General features: G+C 38.9%; 16 protein-coding genes. All 16 read right to left on the minus strand.

The features are described from left to right. Nucleotides 1–43 precede the first annotated feature (43 nt). Nucleotides 44–943, minus strand: a complete 900-nt coding sequence (gene era / locus NBX03_RS11850) for a GTPase Era (RefSeq protein ID WP_250227983.1) — start codon at nucleotides 941–943, stop codon at nucleotides 44–46. A gap of 240 nt (nucleotides 944–1,183) precedes the next feature. After that, nucleotides 1,184–1,747 (minus strand): uracil-DNA glycosylase, encoded by a 564-nt coding sequence (locus NBX03_RS11855; protein ID WP_250227984.1) that lies wholly within the window; start codon nucleotides 1,745–1,747, stop codon nucleotides 1,184–1,186. An 11-nt stretch (nucleotides 1,748–1,758) separates the two neighbouring features. Next, complete coding sequence (locus NBX03_RS11860) at nucleotides 1,759–2,130, minus strand: diacylglycerol kinase family protein (protein WP_250227985.1); 372 nt, start codon at nucleotides 2,128–2,130, stop codon at nucleotides 1,759–1,761. Continuing rightward, the gene (gene ybeY / locus NBX03_RS11865; RefSeq protein ID WP_250227986.1) at nucleotides 2,127–2,588 is read right to left on the minus strand and encodes an rRNA maturation RNase YbeY; all 462 of its coding nucleotides are present in this window, start codon (nucleotides 2,586–2,588) and stop codon (nucleotides 2,127–2,129) included. Before ybeY ends, NBX03_RS11860 begins: the two co-directional genes overlap by 4 nt. After that, nucleotides 2,589–4,796 (minus strand): HD family phosphohydrolase, encoded by a 2,208-nt coding sequence (locus NBX03_RS11870; RefSeq protein ID WP_250227987.1) that lies wholly within the window; start codon nucleotides 4,794–4,796, stop codon nucleotides 2,589–2,591. 9 nt (nucleotides 4,797–4,805) lie between these two features. Further along, entirely contained in the window at nucleotides 4,806–5,843 is a 1,038-nt protein-coding gene (locus NBX03_RS11875) for a PhoH family protein (RefSeq protein ID WP_250227988.1), read from the minus strand. A 120-nt stretch (nucleotides 5,844–5,963) separates the two neighbouring features. After that, entirely contained in the window at nucleotides 5,964–7,175 is a 1,212-nt protein-coding gene (yqfD, locus tag NBX03_RS11880; protein WP_250227989.1) for a sporulation protein YqfD, read from the minus strand. A 17-nt stretch (nucleotides 7,176–7,192) separates the two neighbouring features. Then, nucleotides 7,193–7,489 carry a sporulation protein YqfC gene (gene yqfC / locus NBX03_RS11885; protein WP_250227990.1) on the minus strand — a complete coding sequence of 99 codons (297 nt, stop codon included), beginning with the start codon at nucleotides 7,487–7,489 and terminating at the stop codon, nucleotides 7,193–7,195. A gap of 785 nt (nucleotides 7,490–8,274) precedes the next feature. Next, nucleotides 8,275–9,312: a PTS fructose transporter subunit IIC gene (locus tag NBX03_RS11890; protein WP_250227991.1), complete on the minus strand. Its 1,038-nt coding sequence runs from the start codon at nucleotides 9,310–9,312 to the stop codon at nucleotides 8,275–8,277. Between the two features lie 98 nt (nucleotides 9,313–9,410). After that, nucleotides 9,411–9,707 (minus strand): PTS fructose transporter subunit IIB, encoded by a 297-nt coding sequence (locus NBX03_RS11895; protein ID WP_250227992.1) that lies wholly within the window; start codon nucleotides 9,705–9,707, stop codon nucleotides 9,411–9,413. A gap of 153 nt (nucleotides 9,708–9,860) precedes the next feature. After that, nucleotides 9,861–10,340, minus strand: coding sequence for a PTS sugar transporter subunit IIA (locus tag NBX03_RS11900; RefSeq protein ID WP_250227993.1), 480 nt, complete (start codon nucleotides 10,338–10,340; stop codon nucleotides 9,861–9,863). Nucleotides 10,341–10,647: 307 nt separating this feature from the next. Beyond that, nucleotides 10,648–11,286, minus strand: a complete 639-nt coding sequence (gene dhaL, locus NBX03_RS11905; protein WP_250227994.1) for a dihydroxyacetone kinase subunit DhaL — start codon at nucleotides 11,284–11,286, stop codon at nucleotides 10,648–10,650. 238 nt (nucleotides 11,287–11,524) lie between these two features. Continuing rightward, nucleotides 11,525–12,523 (minus strand): dihydroxyacetone kinase subunit DhaK, encoded by a 999-nt coding sequence (locus NBX03_RS11910; RefSeq protein WP_250227995.1) that lies wholly within the window; start codon nucleotides 12,521–12,523, stop codon nucleotides 11,525–11,527. 195 nt (nucleotides 12,524–12,718) lie between these two features. Then, on the minus strand, nucleotides 12,719–13,174 hold the full coding sequence (rpiB, locus tag NBX03_RS11915) for a ribose 5-phosphate isomerase B (protein ID WP_250227996.1): 456 nt from the start codon (nucleotides 13,172–13,174) through the stop codon (nucleotides 12,719–12,721). A 16-nt stretch (nucleotides 13,175–13,190) separates the two neighbouring features. Continuing rightward, nucleotides 13,191–14,048, minus strand: coding sequence for a sugar phosphate isomerase/epimerase family protein (locus tag NBX03_RS11920; RefSeq protein ID WP_250227997.1), 858 nt, complete (start codon nucleotides 14,046–14,048; stop codon nucleotides 13,191–13,193). Nucleotides 14,049–14,068: 20 nt separating this feature from the next. Beyond that, a complete protein-coding gene (locus tag NBX03_RS11925; RefSeq protein ID WP_250227998.1) occupies nucleotides 14,069–14,722 on the minus strand; it encodes an HAD family hydrolase in 654 nt (217 codons plus the stop codon). Nucleotides 14,723–14,780: the final 58 nt, after the last annotated feature.

Below are 14,780 nucleotides of genomic sequence, written 5' to 3' on the forward strand. Positions count from 1 at the left end.
ACTAATGAAATTTTGGAAATTAAAAAACCGATATAATATTCTTTTACATCCTGTCGGTATATCCGAAGTTTTTTAAAAGAAAATCGCTGTCTCTCCAGTCTTTTTTCACTTTAATCCAAAGCTGCAAATTCACCGGGGAGCCGAGAAGCCTTTCTATATCCTGTCTAGCCTGAGTACCTATTTTTTTAAGCATAGCGCCCTTTTTGCCTATGATGATGCCTTTATGGCTATCCTTTTCACAGTAAATGGTAGCTTCTATATCCACAAGGGACTTGCCTTCTCTTTTTTTCATGCTCATGATTTCTACGGCTATTCCATGGGGAATTTCCTCATCGAGAAGCCTGAGCATTTTTTCCCTTATGATTTCAGAGCAAATTTGCCTTTCCGGCTGGTCTGTAATCATATCCTCGGGAAAGTATTTCGGCCCTTCGGGAAGATATTTTTTTATGCTTTCAAGCAGATTATTGGTATTTTCTCCGTTTAAAGCACTGATGGGAATGATTTCATTAAAATCGTAAAGGCTCCTGTAATGGTCAATGATCCCTAAAAGGTCTCCCTTTTCCACCGTATCTATTTTATTTATAATTAAAAAAACAGGGGTATCTATTCTTTGAAGCTTTTCAATAATATATTTATCCCCCAAACCTGCTCTTTCGTCTGGCTCTATGAGAAAAAGAACGACGTCTACCTCGTTAAGGGCATTTTCGGCAGATTTTACCATAAAATCTCCCAGCTTGCTTTTGGGCTTATGAATGCCCGGGGTATCAATAAATATAATCTGAAAATCATCTTTTGTTATAATGGTCTGTATTTTATTGCGGGTAGTCTGGGGCTTGTCCGAAACGATGGCTACCTTTTCTCCTGTAAGATGGTTCAAAAGGGTAGACTTTCCCACATTGGGTCTTCCTACAATAGATACGAATCCTGAATAAAATTTACTCAATTTTTTCCTCTTTTCTGATTTTTATAAGTAGCTGTACTCATTTATAGTAAATTTAAAATTAAACAGTAACAAAACCGTATATTCATGTAAGCTCAAGATATACTGTCTCTGAAGGAAATCCGTGCTTTTGAGTCTTTAATGAATAGGTTTTTGTTATTTCTTTATAAGAAATTTACTAGAACCTTAAAAACTTTTTAAAATTTTAAGTTCCTTATATTTAAATCGATAATATAAAGCCAACTACACGCCTTTTTTAAGGCTCTCATATTTTAATTTTATATGTTTGAAATCCTCCCATGCCGGCCGCTTTTTATCTTCATCACGTAAAAGGGCCGAAGGGTGGTAAGTAGCGATGAAATAAATGCCTTTTTTTTCAAACCACTGTCCTCTTTGCTGTGTTATTTTAAAATCCGGGCTTATGATGGCCTGAGCAGCTACTCTGCCTAAAAGAACAATTATTTTGGGCCGCACCAGCTGAAGCTGATACCTTAAATAGGGTATACAAGCTTCTCTTTCGGATTTTTCCGGGTCCCTGTTATTAGGAGGACGGCATTTGACGATATTGGCTATGTACACATCTTCTCTTGTAAGGCCTATGGCGGAAAGCATTTTATCCAGAAGATGCCCTGCGTTTCCTACAAAAGGGATTCCCTGCTGATCCTCGTTATATCCCGGGCCTTCTCCTATTAACATAATGTCGGCGGATTTATTTCCGTCTCCTATGACTACGTTTGTCCTTGTTTTCGCCAGCCCGCATCTTCCGCAGGTATTGCATGCTTTGTATAAGGTATCCCAATCAGCCATGGCAAATCCTCCTAAAGGCCTAAAAAGGCTAAAAGCTTATGAAAAAATATCATATATCCTACAATAACTGAATTAACTGCTGCTATTAAAACGGCCCCCGCGGCACAGTCCTTGGCTATTTTAGCTAATCTGTGTTTTTTGTTTTGGCAGAGAAGATCTACGGCAGCCTCTATCGCCGTGTTAAAAAGCTCTGCCATAAGCACAAGAGCAATGGTTATGCTTAAGATAAGGGCTTCTTCAGTACTTACTTTAAGTATAACAGAAAAAATAACAACAGTTAAAGCAGCACATAAATGAATTTTAAAATTTCGTTCCTTTTTTATAGCATATACTATGCCTTCAAAGGCATGTTTGAAGCTTTCCGAGAGATTTTTATTTTTCATCTGAACAGCCCCGCACTATTTAATATTTCTTCTTGCTTTTTAAACATTTCTCTTTCCTCAGAAGGCTCCATATGATCATATCCCATTAGATGAAGCATACTGTGGGCTGTTAAAAAGCCTATTTCCCGCTCAATCGAATGACCGTATTCCTCCGCCTGTTTTATTGCGGTTTCAATAGAAATAATAATATCCCCAAGAATATAAAGGCCCTTTTCCGGCGGCTTTTCGCCTTTTTCAAAATCTATCATAGGAAAGGAAAGAACATCTGTAGCGCTGTCTATATTCCTGTGGGCATTGTTTATCTTTCTTATATCAGAATCATTTACTATGGTAACGGAAATTTCCGCTTCTTCCGAAATCCCCTCATATTTAAGGGAAGCTTCTATAATTTCCATTATGATTTCTTCAAGGCCTTCTTTTAATTGAAGGCCGCTTATATTTGTAAAATCCGCAGTCATTTAGCTTACCTCTTCTTTAGGCACTGCTTTCTTTGGTGTTTCCATTTTAGGGTAAGGGATTCTTTCATGGTACATACCCTTAAAAACCCTCATAAATGAATTTGAAACCGTGTCTATATCTTTCATAGTTAATTGGCTGTCAATAAGCTGATTATCGTCAATCTTATCCTTTATGAGGTTTCTGACCATTTCTTCAACTTCTTCCATCTTCTTGGACTTGCTGATCATAGAGCGTACAGCCGCCTCTACCGTATCTGCAAGCATTATGATGGCTGACTCTCTGGTCTGAGGCCTTCTGTGCTTATAGCGGAAATCCGCTTCGTTTATTTCCTCATCGGCATCTTCTTTTTTTGCTTTATGATAAAAATACTTAACTAAAGTATTTCCATGATGCTCTTCAATTATATCCTTTATTGCCTTAGGAAGCTTTCTTTCGTCAGCCATTTCAAGACCTATGGATACATGGCTTGTTATAATCTGAACACTGCTATAGGGGTCAAGGTCGTCATGGGGATTTTCTCCCAGCTGGTTTTCACTGAAATATTGGGGATATTTTAGTTTCCCTATATCATGGTAATAGCCTCCGACCCTTGCAATATTCGTATCGGCCTTTATGTCATAGGCCGCGGTTTCCGCAAGGTTTGCCACAATAAGGCTATGATGGTAGGTTCCCGGGGCCTCTATGGTAAGGCGCCTTAAAAGCTCATTATTCGGGTTCGTAAGGTCAAGAAGCTTAATAGGCGTTACTACGCCGAACATTGTTTCCCAGAATGGAAGGCTTCCCATGCAGACGATAACCGTCATAAATCCGTTTAAAAACGCATAGCTTGTATTGATAATAATGGTGCTGTCCAGCTTTCTTTCCGTAAGAAGGCCTATGGAAAGAAAGACCATAACACTTGCAAAGGATATGATGAGGCCTATAAAATAAATAATATTCCGCTGATTTGCATGCCTTGCAAGAATCGCCATGAAGGTTCCTGATATTATAAAATAAAGGGCTATTTCAAGGCTTCCGTTGGCAATTAAAACAGTAAGTATTGTAACACCTATATTAAGCACAATTGCAAGCCTTGAATCAAGAAGCATTGAAACAAGCATGGAAAAGGCTATAACAGGCAAAAACACATGGGGAATGGTGCTATAAGAAAGCCTTACAAGAAGTATGATAATCGTATAAATAACGAATAAAAGAAGGGCTTCACTGGGGCTTTTATATAGCTTTTCATTATAATAGAAAATATATAGGCAAGAAAAGCCAAAGATGCAAATCACTAGCAGAACTGCACCTATAATGGGAACGATATTTTCCTTATAGCCTTTCGAAATAAGCCCCAGAGAATCAAGGGCCGCATAAGCTTCTTCCGAAACAATTTCTCCGTCGTCTATGATGGTTTGGCCTTTTCTATAATAAACAGGCTCTATTTCCTTCATTTTTTCCTGTCTTAATTTTTCCGTCGCTTCTAAGTCTTCTGAAAGATTAGGCGCAATAAAAGACGAAGCAATGTCATAGCCAAGCTCTGAAATATCGGCTTCGGTATAGGTCTTTGAAAACTCTGCCTTTAAATCCACAAGGGCCTTTGTTAAGGCTTCTTCTTTTATCCCGGCTTCAAGGGCTTCATTTACAAGCTTTGTTGCGTTTTCTTTAAAGGGCTTGTACTGATCATCGGCCATATTAATTAAAAACTCTATTTGGGATACGGTAAGGTATTCCAATAAGAAAGAGTTTTCATATACAGGCGGCTCTTTTGTGTCGGCAGGTTTCTTCGTATCTAAGCCGGCAGTGTTTGCTTGTGGCATTTCTTCGTCCGGCGCAGCCTCTGCAGAAGGAACCTCTTCCGGCAAAGTATCCCCAGTCTCTCCATTGCTTCTTTCAGGAATAAAGATCTCGGCGCTTTTCTTGCGAAGCAAATCGCTTTCTTGAAAAAATTCCGAAAGCCCCTCTATTATTTTTTCATTTGTTTCAGCGTCAACTTTATATCTTGTAGTTACGCTTTCATAAGCATGTTGTCTGAGTTTTTCAGTAGCTACGGTATTTTCAACCTGTTTAGGGGCTTTTATTCTCTTATCGGAAACATCATTTATTTTAAGAGCGTAGCCTTCCGTAATATACCCCCCTGTTATAAGGGAAGCTATTGTAATCACTGAAGCCGCTATTAAAAGCAGCGCATTAAATCTAAAGTAATTTCCTATCTTTGGTTTCTTCATTTATACACCTCATTCCCGCCTGCTTCTCATACCTCTTCCTATTTTTTTATAGGTTGTAGCCTTCTTCATTTCCAAGGCTTCACGTTTTTTTGCTTTTTCTTCATGCTTTTCATAGGCTTCTATTATTTTTTGAACAAGAGGGTGACGGACAACGTCTTTATTGGTTAAATGGGAGATGCCGATTCCCTCTATATCCGTAAGAATTTTTATGGCTTCTACGATACCGCTTTTTTTACCGTCTGGAAGGTCTATCTGAGTCAAGTCTCCTGTTATAATAGCCTTAGAACCAAAGCCAATTCTGGTTAAAAACATTTTCATCTGCTCAGGGGTGGTATTTTGGGCTTCATCCAATACAATATAGGCATTGTCTAATGTCCTGCCCCTCATATATGCCAAAGGTGCAACTTCGATTGCCCCTTTTTCAAGATTTTTCTGAAAGGTCTCGGTTCCCATTATTTCATGGAGGGCATCGTAAAGGGGTCTTAAATAAGGGTCTACCTTTTGCTGCAAATCTCCGGGAAGAAAGCCGAGCTTCTCTCCTGCTTCAATGGCAGGGCGGGTTAATATAATCCTTGACACCTCATTATTTTTAAAGGCGGTGATTGCCATCGCCATGGCTAAATAAGTCTTTCCTGTACCGGCAGGACCTACCCCGAAAACAACATTGTTTTTTCTTATAAGGTCGACGTATTTCTTCTGCCCAAGGGTTTTAGGCTTTATCGGCCTTCCCGTAACGGTCATACAGATATAATCCTTATTTATTTTTTCTACCTCTTCAAAGCCCTCATCAGCGTTTAAAGCAATAAGGTAATTAACGCTTTGTTCTGTTATTTCTTCCCCGCTTTCCGCAATACGCATAAGCTTTTCTATTACTCTTTGGGCCTGATTAACGCTTGAATTCTGGCCTACAATGGTCATATGGTCCCCTCTGTTTACAATATTAACAGAAAAGGCCTTTTCTATCTTTCTCATGTTATCGTCAAGTCTTCCAAACACATTGCCAATGATTTTATTGCTTATTTCTATATTTCTTTTTTCTTGCTCCACTAAGACAATCCTCCTGTAATATGCTTTTTATCCTGTTTATAGTATGTCTTTTTTATACTAAGTAAGTACCCCTTTATGGTTAAGAAACAGGTTTCAAGTTTATTAACCATAAAACTTTCGTTATAATGCCGGCTCGCTTATAGAATCAAAATACGGAACGGCTTTTCCTATTTCCTCAAGGCATGTAATAACCGCCTTGATTCTTAAACCGTCCGCCGTTTCTTCATATTGAATATTTTTATCTATAACGTCCGCCTCAAAAGCAAACTCTCTTATAATCCGGTTGCTTATGATAATCTGGCTTAATTCAAGCATCTGGTTTAAATCCCTCTGCTTTTCTACACTTATGAATTCCTTATATTCATCTGTTATGATTATGGCAGGCAAAGGCAATATTTCACCGATGCCGATTTGCTTTCTGCTTATAATTTTATCATAATTATCATATGGAATGGAAGGCTTTAATATATTAATATCTTTGTTTAATACATTAAACCTGTAAAATTTCTTTATTTCGCCCGTATATTGCTTTTGATAATAGGTTTTAGGCACAGTAAAATTCATTTCGTAAAACGTTCGTGCTCTTACGCTTCCGCCTGCATGAACGTACTCTTTAATTGTTCCCGTTTCGTCTTCTTTTACTACAACCTCTCCGCTTATAAGAATATCTCCTTGGGAAACTACATCCTTTGCCTTTACAAGAGGTGTTCCGCCGCTTGCGACAATGCTGTCTATAAGGCCGTCTTTTACGGCTATTATATTTGTGGGAATGCTTCTATCCACTATTTCTTTGGCTGGCAGCGTCTCTGTCAAGGTTATTACTGCTTTTGTTCCCTTGATTCCGATATTTAAAAAGGAAATATCCTTAAAATTTATAATAAGCTCCTGTTCGAGCGCTTTTTTATCAATATTACGTTTCAAGGCTCCTGATTTAAGCCCTCTTTCTTCACAAAAAAGAAGGATTTTACTGGCTTCTATCCGTTCGTTTCCTTCTACTTGAACCACCCACACAAAGGAGGACAAAACATAGAGAAATGCTACGAAAAATAAGGTTCCATACATAAAGAGCTTCCGCTTTCTATACTTATAAGTAACAAAGGGATAGCCTTTTTTCTCTACGATTTTGTATTTGCATTTTGTTTTCCTGGCACATTCCCTAAGGGTTTTGAAGCCATTTATAGAAACCTTCATTTTAACGGAGGAGCCGTCATTTTTAACGTCCCATATGTAAACCCCTCTGTGAACGGCTAAATTAACAAACCGTTCTACAGAAAAGCCCGTAACCTCTATCACAACATAGCCTTTAAAATAATTCCATAAATCAAGAATCATTCTGAACCTCCTTGGTATTAATTAATAAATTCCACAGATTTAAGGGTTCCCGTTATTTCAATATTCTCCGTAGTTATTTGATCAAGGTTCAGGTTTTTTCCTTCTATTTTAATGATGCCTGAGCTTGTTTTTATCCTGATTTTTGATGCCGAATACTCTATGATTCCTTTATAATTTTCTATATTTATTTCATCAGCCCCAACGATTGTCGTAAGGGGCAGATTCATTACTACCTCCCGGGGAAGCTCAAACATAGAACCTATTTTATTTTTGGCGCTGCCTCTTTTAGGCTTATCCTCGTTCCTTGCGGCCATTTTACCCCTCCTCGTTAATTATAGTAAATGTTATATATATCATAAATTTTAAGCGCATCGGTTTCTTATTCCTTCTTTATGAGAAATTCATCAGGGCGTATTCACATTAGATAAACATATAGATAAAAAGGCGGTATTTAGCCAGACAAGGAGCATCAAGGATACATGTATCACTTATTCATACTATGTATAAATAAATGATATATCTTCCGTGAGACCGCTGGCGAAGTATAGTGCAATAACGCTCTTTTAAATCCTTGCTTAGTTTTTAGTGTGAATACGGCCTATACTTATTTTTTGCAATTTTCTTTATTTGACTTTATATCCTATGCCATTATATGATTTTTAACCTTGCGGTATCCTTAATTTTTAACAAAGATTATAATATTGAATCTCTTTTGTCTGTTCATCTCTAAAAAAGCCTCAGATAAATAAAAAGATTCATTATTATAAAATAAAAGCAAGATACCGTATTTCTCATAAAGAAGTAACAAAAACCTATTTACCATAGACTCAAAAACATGTATTGTCTTTAGAAACGGTACATTTTTGAATCCACATGAATATACGGCTTTATTGCCGTTTCACTTTAAATTTGTAATTAAAAACTATTGAAGCTATCTTTCCATATCGGGGCTATACAATAAAAAATGCCCCTTTCGGGACATTTTTTAATTGGAGAGTTGAGTTTTCTATGTACTTTAGAAGAAAAATATATAAGTGATTAAAATGAATTTTATTTTCATTATAAGCAAAATTAATATCTAACGGTAAGCATTATGCTGCTATTCTTCTCCGCCGATAGCAAGCTCATCTTCGGAAGGCGCCTTTTTAAGTAAAAGTATCAGCGCACAGCTTACTGCAGAACCAATGAGGAGCGCGAGGGTAAGCATAATCGGTTTATTGCATAATGCAACCACGAAATATCCGCCGTGGGGAGCCGCCATTGTACAGCCAAATAAGTAAGAGCTGATAGCGCCTACTGCACCGCCTGCCATAAAGCACGGTATGTAGAGCAAAGGATTTCCTGTCGCAAAAGGAATGGCAAATTCGGAAATCATTGCAAGGCCGCCTACAAAGCAGCCGCCTGTTGCGTCACGCTCTGTCTGGGTAAACTTATTTTTTGATATTACCATAGCCATGGCTATAGATAACGGCGGTACCATAGAAGCTACAAAGTTTGCAGCCATAGGGGCATTATTTCCGGCTGCCTGGGTTGCAAGAGCAAATGCATAGGCCGCTTTATTTACAGGGCCGCCCAAGTCAAAAGCAAGCATTGCCCCTTGTACAAGGCCTAAAACAATAAGGGCGCTTCCCTGTAATCCGCTTAGGAAATTAAGCATTCCCTGATTTATTGCCGCAATAGGGCCTCCCAGCACTATTTCCATAATGAAGCCTATGGCAAGGGTACCTACAACGGGTATAATTAAAGTTGGAAGCAATGACCTTAAGGCACGGGGCAAGGGTATTTTCTTTAACCACTGCACCATGTATCCTGCGATGATACCGCCTATTAAGGCCGCAATAAAGCCTCCGCCGATTTGATCTGCACTGATACCTGCAATCATACCGGGAAGTATAGCAGGTTTATCGCCTATGGAAAACGCAACATAGGCTGCCATAATGGGAACCATCATGCCAAAGGCATCTTTGCCCCACCAGAAGATTCTGGACCAAAATCCTGTTTGGCTTTGAGTTACTTCAACCGCTCCGCCTCCTGCGAAACCAATTGCAACTAAAATTCCACCGGCAACAACGAACGGAAGCATATAGGAAACACCTGTCAATAAAGATTGCTTAATATCTTTTAAAACTTGGTTCATAAGAAATACCTCCCCTTATACCTCGTAAAATGATGTAAAAAATCTAGACCTTATTATTCTATAAATCAACTCTGAAAAGTTCCAAAACCTTCGGAATATTACTTTAAAATTGCTTCTGGATTTTTTATAACGTCATGAGGTGAAAACTGCCTGATCTTATCTTTAGGAAAGTCCTTAAAGCGTTCAGCCTTTGTAATCCCTACATCGTTTGCAAAAACAAGCAAATCTGCCTTTTCTATATCGCTTTTTGAAAGCTGGTCTTCAATCCCTAAGGCTCCCTGAATTTCCACCTTGCAGGTATGACCATTCTTCTTGCATATCTTTTTTATCGCCTCTGCGGACATATAGGAATGCGCGATACCCGTCGCACATGATGTTACGGCAATTACAAACATTTGTTACTCCTCCTCATACTGGATATTTTTTGTCATTTTCCAAAAGCCGGTTTATGATTATAGCAGATAAAGCTTAAAAAGGCTCTGCTTTTACTTTATTTCTTGCTGTTGTAAGCCTCTTTTGCATAGGCAGCATAAAAGTAAATGACTGTATTACAGAGACCCTATTTTATTTATTCCGCTTATTAGCTCGTCATAGCTTTGTACGCCGGCAATCAGTTCTTTAAATTCATCTTTCATCAGATAACCGGCTATGGTAGCCAGAATCCTTAAATGAGAATTATCCTCCTGATCATCTTCAACGGCTAAAACAAAAACATACTTTACAGGTCCTTCTTCGTCACCGGAGCGGTATGTAAATTCCTTGCATCTGATAAACGACACGCCTGCCTTTATAACCTCCCTGCATTTTCCATGGGGAATAGCAATAAAATCACCCATATAAGTCGGCCCTAATTCTTCTCTGTCTTCTAAGGATTTTCTAAAAGCCTCTTTGTCTGATACGACTCCGCTTTCCTCAAATTTATCGGAAATGTACAAAAAAAGCTCTTCCTTATTCTGAAAAGAAGGTTCGTTAAGTAGTGTAAGCTCTTTTAATAATACATCTCCGATTTGGACCCCCTGATTTTCCAAAAAAATCCTTCCCTTCTATTTCGTAAATAATCCCTTGAGCAGGCCTTCAAATTAAAATAATTTAAACCTTAAAAGCTGCTCTAAAGTATGCGCATTCTTTTTTGGAATTACCCTGTTTATATTGTATCAAAGCTTATAATATATAGATACCCTCCAAAAAGCCCGTTTTTGCATCTTATTTGTTATAATCGTATATTTTTAGTGTTTATAAGGATAGGGAACCGTAACTTATCATAATTAATTTTATATCTTTGTTCATATTATCTGATTATTATATAATTTTAATCTTTAAATTAGAGCTTATATGTTAATTTTGCTCATGATTCAGTTTTTGCAAGGAGTCTGCGATAGAAGTTATAATTAAATAGCTGCTGGTGGCCCCTGCATCAAGTACCCCTCTGGAGCGTTCTCCGAGCCTGCTTGCTCTGCCTATTTTAGCAATCATATTTTCTGTAGACTTCCAGCCTTCTTCCGCACCTTTTTTTAATTCCTCAAGCGCCTGGTTAAAACCTTTTCCTTCTTTTAAGGCCTTTCTGTATGCATCTTTGGCAGGAAAGAGCGTATCCAGCAATGTTTTATCCCCCTGCTTTGCATTTCCTATCTCCTGAACGCCTGCAATGGCACTTTCAAGCATTTCAGCAAATGCTTCTCCATCTATTTCTTCAGGAGCCGCAATGGAAAGCTCTTCAAAAAACACGCCGTACAAAGGGCCCATAGAGCCTCCGATATCCTCCTGTAAAGTTTCAGAAAGAATATCAAATCCTTCGGATAAGGAAAAGCTTTTGCCTTCAAGTCTATTTTGGCACATTGTAAAGCCTTTATTCATGTTTATCCCATGGTCTCCGTCACCTATTTTTCCGTCAATTTCGCTGAGAAAATCTTTATTATCCTGAATAATCTTTATTAAATTAAGAACCACCGTACCAGCAGCTTCATTTTTCACCATATTGTCATCTCTCCTATAACAGAATTATTTATATATGAACTATTTTAAAACAGACGAAAGCACAGCTATCCTTATGAAACTTTAAAGCTTAATAAGGTATCCCAGCTGAAGCTTAAGTCTGTTTTATATATTGTGGGTTTGAAAATCGTTTTTCTATTATATTGTAATGTTCCTTAAAAAGCTTAATATCTCTGTGGATTTCAGCTCAAAGTTTTTAAGGGTACTCAAAGCTTATTTGCTATAGCTGCTTTAAGCCTACGCTGTCTGCAGGCATATCAATACATTCCTTTAATTCATCATCAAGCTTCATCATGGTAAGGGTAACGCCTTTCATCTCAAGAGAGGTAAAGTAATTTCCCACATAAGCCTTATATACGGAAATGCCTTTCTCTTTAAGGATATCCGCTACCTTGCTGTAAACGATATACTGTTCTAAAACAGGGGTCGCTCCCAAGCCTGACAGCAAAACCACCACTTCATCATTTTTTTCAAAAGGAAGGTCGGGAATAATAATATTCAGCATTTCCTTTGCTATTTCATCGGCATTTTTAAGCTTCTCAACTTTTACCCCCGGTTCTCCGTGGTGGCCTATACCAATTTCCATGGTGCCGTCTTCTATGGTAAAATTCGGATGGCCTACGGCAGGGATAGTACAAGGTGCAACCCCTACGCCAACAGACCTTGTATTATCGATAGCCTTTTGCGCAGCGGCAATGACTTCATCAAGGTTAGCGCCCATGGAAGCCTTGGCTCCGCCTACCTTCCACATAAGGACCTCTCCTGCAACCCCTCTTCTTTTTTCTATTTCAGTTTTTGGGGCGGAAGCACAGTCATCATTTGCGACTACGGTTTTTACGGTAATGCCTAATTTTTCCGCTCTGCGTATAGCCATTTTTACATTCATATTGTCTCCGGCGTAGTTACCGTAAAGACAGGCCACGCCTTTTCCTGAATTGGCTTCTACCATGGCGTTTAAAAAGGATTTTGCCGTAGGAGAAGAAAATATCTGGCCTACAGCCACAGCATCACACATATTTTTCCCTATGTATCCGATAAAGGCAGGCTTGTGGCCGGAGCCGCCCCCCGTTACGATACCTACCTTTTCAGGAACCGGCGCATTAACATATTTAAGCACTTTATCATCTTCCGCAGCCTGAACGATATCTTTATTCGCCTTAACAAAACCTTTCAGCATATCCTCAACTACATAATCCGGATCGTTTATAATCTGATTCATTTTTATCTCCTTCCCCAAATACAGTGAACTTAAGCCGTCGATTTATAGCAACTGAATAAAATATACGGTAAAATTTTTATAAAAAAGTAATAAAAACCTATCTATAGTAAAATATTTTTTTATATTAATGAAATAACGTAAGAACTTGTTCTAAGGATTATTTCACTCAGTCTATTGCTGTAAAATGCTCTGCCTTTAGGATTTGTGATACTCTCTGTCAATTTCTTTGATTCTTTCCACCTTAGGTCCGGAGCCGCCGCCTTCGAAATTACAGGAAAGCCAAATGTCCACAAGATACTTGGCAAGCTCTACCCCTATTACTCTTTCGCCCATACACATAATCTGGGCGTCATTGCTTTTACGGGAGCGCTCTGTAGAAAAGGGGTCGTGGCATACAGCCGCCCTTATGCCGGGAACCTTATTAGCCGTCATGGACATACCGATGCCCGTTCCGCACATAAGAATCCCTCTTTCAAATTCTCCCCTGGATATGGCTTCTGCAACTTCCTTTGCAACATTTGGATAGAGAACGGCTTCGCCTTGGTTGGCGCCGAAATCGATAATTTCAATGTCTTCTCTTTTTTCTAAATGCTTCATTATTTCTATTTTAAGCTTGTATGCCGCTTCGTCGCAGCCTATCGCTATTTTCATAATTGTACCTCCTAAGCTACAGGGCTTCCGCTATGGCCTTTAAATTCTTTAAGCCCTCTATTGCAAGCTCTTCGCCTGTATCTGCAAACTTTCTCCAAATTGCGCAGTTTCCTGCAAGTTCTTCAAAGCTTGGGTCAAAGGATTCGATTACCAAGGGGCCGTCGTATCCTACTTCCTTCACTGCAAGGAAAAATTCTTCAAAGGGCACAAGGCCTGTACCGGGAATGCCTCTGTCGTTTTCATTTACATGAATATAGCCCAAATATTCTTTTCCGCAGGTTAATACGGCACCCCGGAAGCTTTTTTCTTCCCTTATCATATGGAAGCAGTCAAGATGCACCTTTATATTGCCCGTTCCTACATCTTTACAGAATTTCACGGCATCTTCCGCTATATTTAAAAAGAAGGTTTCAAAGCGGTTTACACATTCTACGCAGATGGTAACATTTCCCGTTTCCTTAGCATAATTACCCACTTCACGCATGCTTTCTATACCCCACTGCCACTCCTCTGCTGTCCGGGGCTTTTTGGTAATATAGCCCCATGCGGCATAGTTTACACCCCCAAGAATAGGAGAGCCTAAGTAATTGCAGATATCCACGCATTTTTTTATAGCGGCTACAGCGGTCCTCCTGATTTCAGGGTCGGGTGAAATGGGGTTTGTGCTTTCCGTAAGGGTCGTAGTACATACACATTCAATCCCTACTCTTTCTAATTCTTCCTTTACAAGTTCCGCAGGAAATGTGTATGGATTGGATATGGCAAAATCAACGACTTCAAAGCCTAATTCCTTTGCCTTAGCGATAATCCATAAATCCTTTTGGCTGAAACTTTCCGTCCAAATAAAGCTATCTACTCCAAATTTAAAATTCATAGCGCTCCGCCTTTCTTATATTAAAATAAATCCAAAATATCTTCTGCTTTTTCAACAATATAGACAGCACCCTTTTCAGAAAGCTCTGTACGGCCCCTAAAGCCCCATAAAACCCCTGCCGTATCCATATTTGCGTTTTTTCCCGTTTGAATATCTGTTCCCGAATCGCCTATGTAAATGATTTCAGAAACAGGCAAATCCATTTTCTCTGCGATTTCAAGGGCGGAGACAGGGTTAGGCTTTTTGGGGATATTCTCCCGCTCTCCGATAATATCTACAAAGGGGATTTCAGGAAAGTTAAGCCTTATCAGATGATTGGTATAGTCTGTTCTCTTATTGGAATTCACCCCGATTTTAATGCCCTTTTCCTTAAGTCTTAAAAGTAATTCTGAAATCCCTTCATAAGGCCTTGTTTTATCGGTATATTTTCTGTCATAGGTATTTAAGAATAGCCGCAATGCTTCATCAAGGAGCTTTTCACTTTGCACTCCTTCGGGAAGACTCTGTTCCAGAAGATTACGGAAGCCTCTGCCTATTTTAAGCTTGTAGGCTTCATAAGAATGGATAGGATACCCGTAGTAGGTCAAAACCTCGTTTACGCTGTCTGAAAGGTCTTCGATGGTGTTAAGAAGCGTACCGTCAAGGTCAAATATGACCCCTTTATACTTTCCCATATATTCCTCCTTCTTATCTTAATTGAGAATGAAATCGGGATTTGCTTTACAAATCCAA

This window comes from Anaeropeptidivorans aminofermentans, assembly GCF_940670685.1.
GTDB lineage: Bacteria > Bacillota > Clostridia > Lachnospirales > UBA5962 > Anaeropeptidivorans > Anaeropeptidivorans aminofermentans.

Coding starts and splice junctions, on each gene's coding strand:
- NBX03_RS11855 (WP_250227984.1), bottom strand. CDS start 1,747: ATGGCTGATTGGGATACCTTATACAAAGCATGCAATACCTGCGGAAGA.
- NBX03_RS11860 (WP_250227985.1), bottom strand. CDS start 2,130: ATGAAAAATAAAAATCTCTCGGAAAGCTTCAAACATGCCTTTGAAGGC.
- ybeY (WP_250227986.1), bottom strand. CDS start 2,588: ATGACTGCGGATTTTACAAATATAAGCGGCCTTCAATTAAAAGAAGGC.
- NBX03_RS11870 (WP_250227987.1), bottom strand. CDS start 4,796: ATGAAGAAACCAAAGATAGGAAATTACTTTAGATTTAATGCGCTGCTT.
- yqfD (WP_250227989.1), bottom strand. CDS start 7,175: ATGATTCTTGATTTATGGAATTATTTTAAAGGCTATGTTGTGATAGAG.
- yqfC (WP_250227990.1), bottom strand. CDS start 7,489: ATGGCCGCAAGGAACGAGGATAAGCCTAAAAGAGGCAGCGCCAAAAAT.
- NBX03_RS11890 (WP_250227991.1), bottom strand. CDS start 9,312: ATGAACCAAGTTTTAAAAGATATTAAGCAATCTTTATTGACAGGTGTT.
- NBX03_RS11895 (WP_250227992.1), bottom strand. CDS start 9,707: ATGTTTGTAATTGCCGTAACATCATGTGCGACGGGTATCGCGCATTCC.
- dhaL (WP_250227994.1), bottom strand. CDS start 11,286: ATGGTGAAAAATGAAGCTGCTGGTACGGTGGTTCTTAATTTAATAAAG.
- NBX03_RS11910 (WP_250227995.1), bottom strand. CDS start 12,523: ATGAATCAGATTATAAACGATCCGGATTATGTAGTTGAGGATATGCTG.
- rpiB (WP_250227996.1), bottom strand. CDS start 13,174: ATGAAAATAGCGATAGGCTGCGACGAAGCGGCATACAAGCTTAAAATA.
- NBX03_RS11920 (WP_250227997.1), bottom strand. CDS start 14,048: ATGAATTTTAAATTTGGAGTAGATAGCTTTATTTGGACGGAAAGTTTC.
- NBX03_RS11925 (WP_250227998.1), bottom strand. CDS start 14,722: ATGGGAAAGTATAAAGGGGTCATATTTGACCTTGACGGTACGCTTCTT.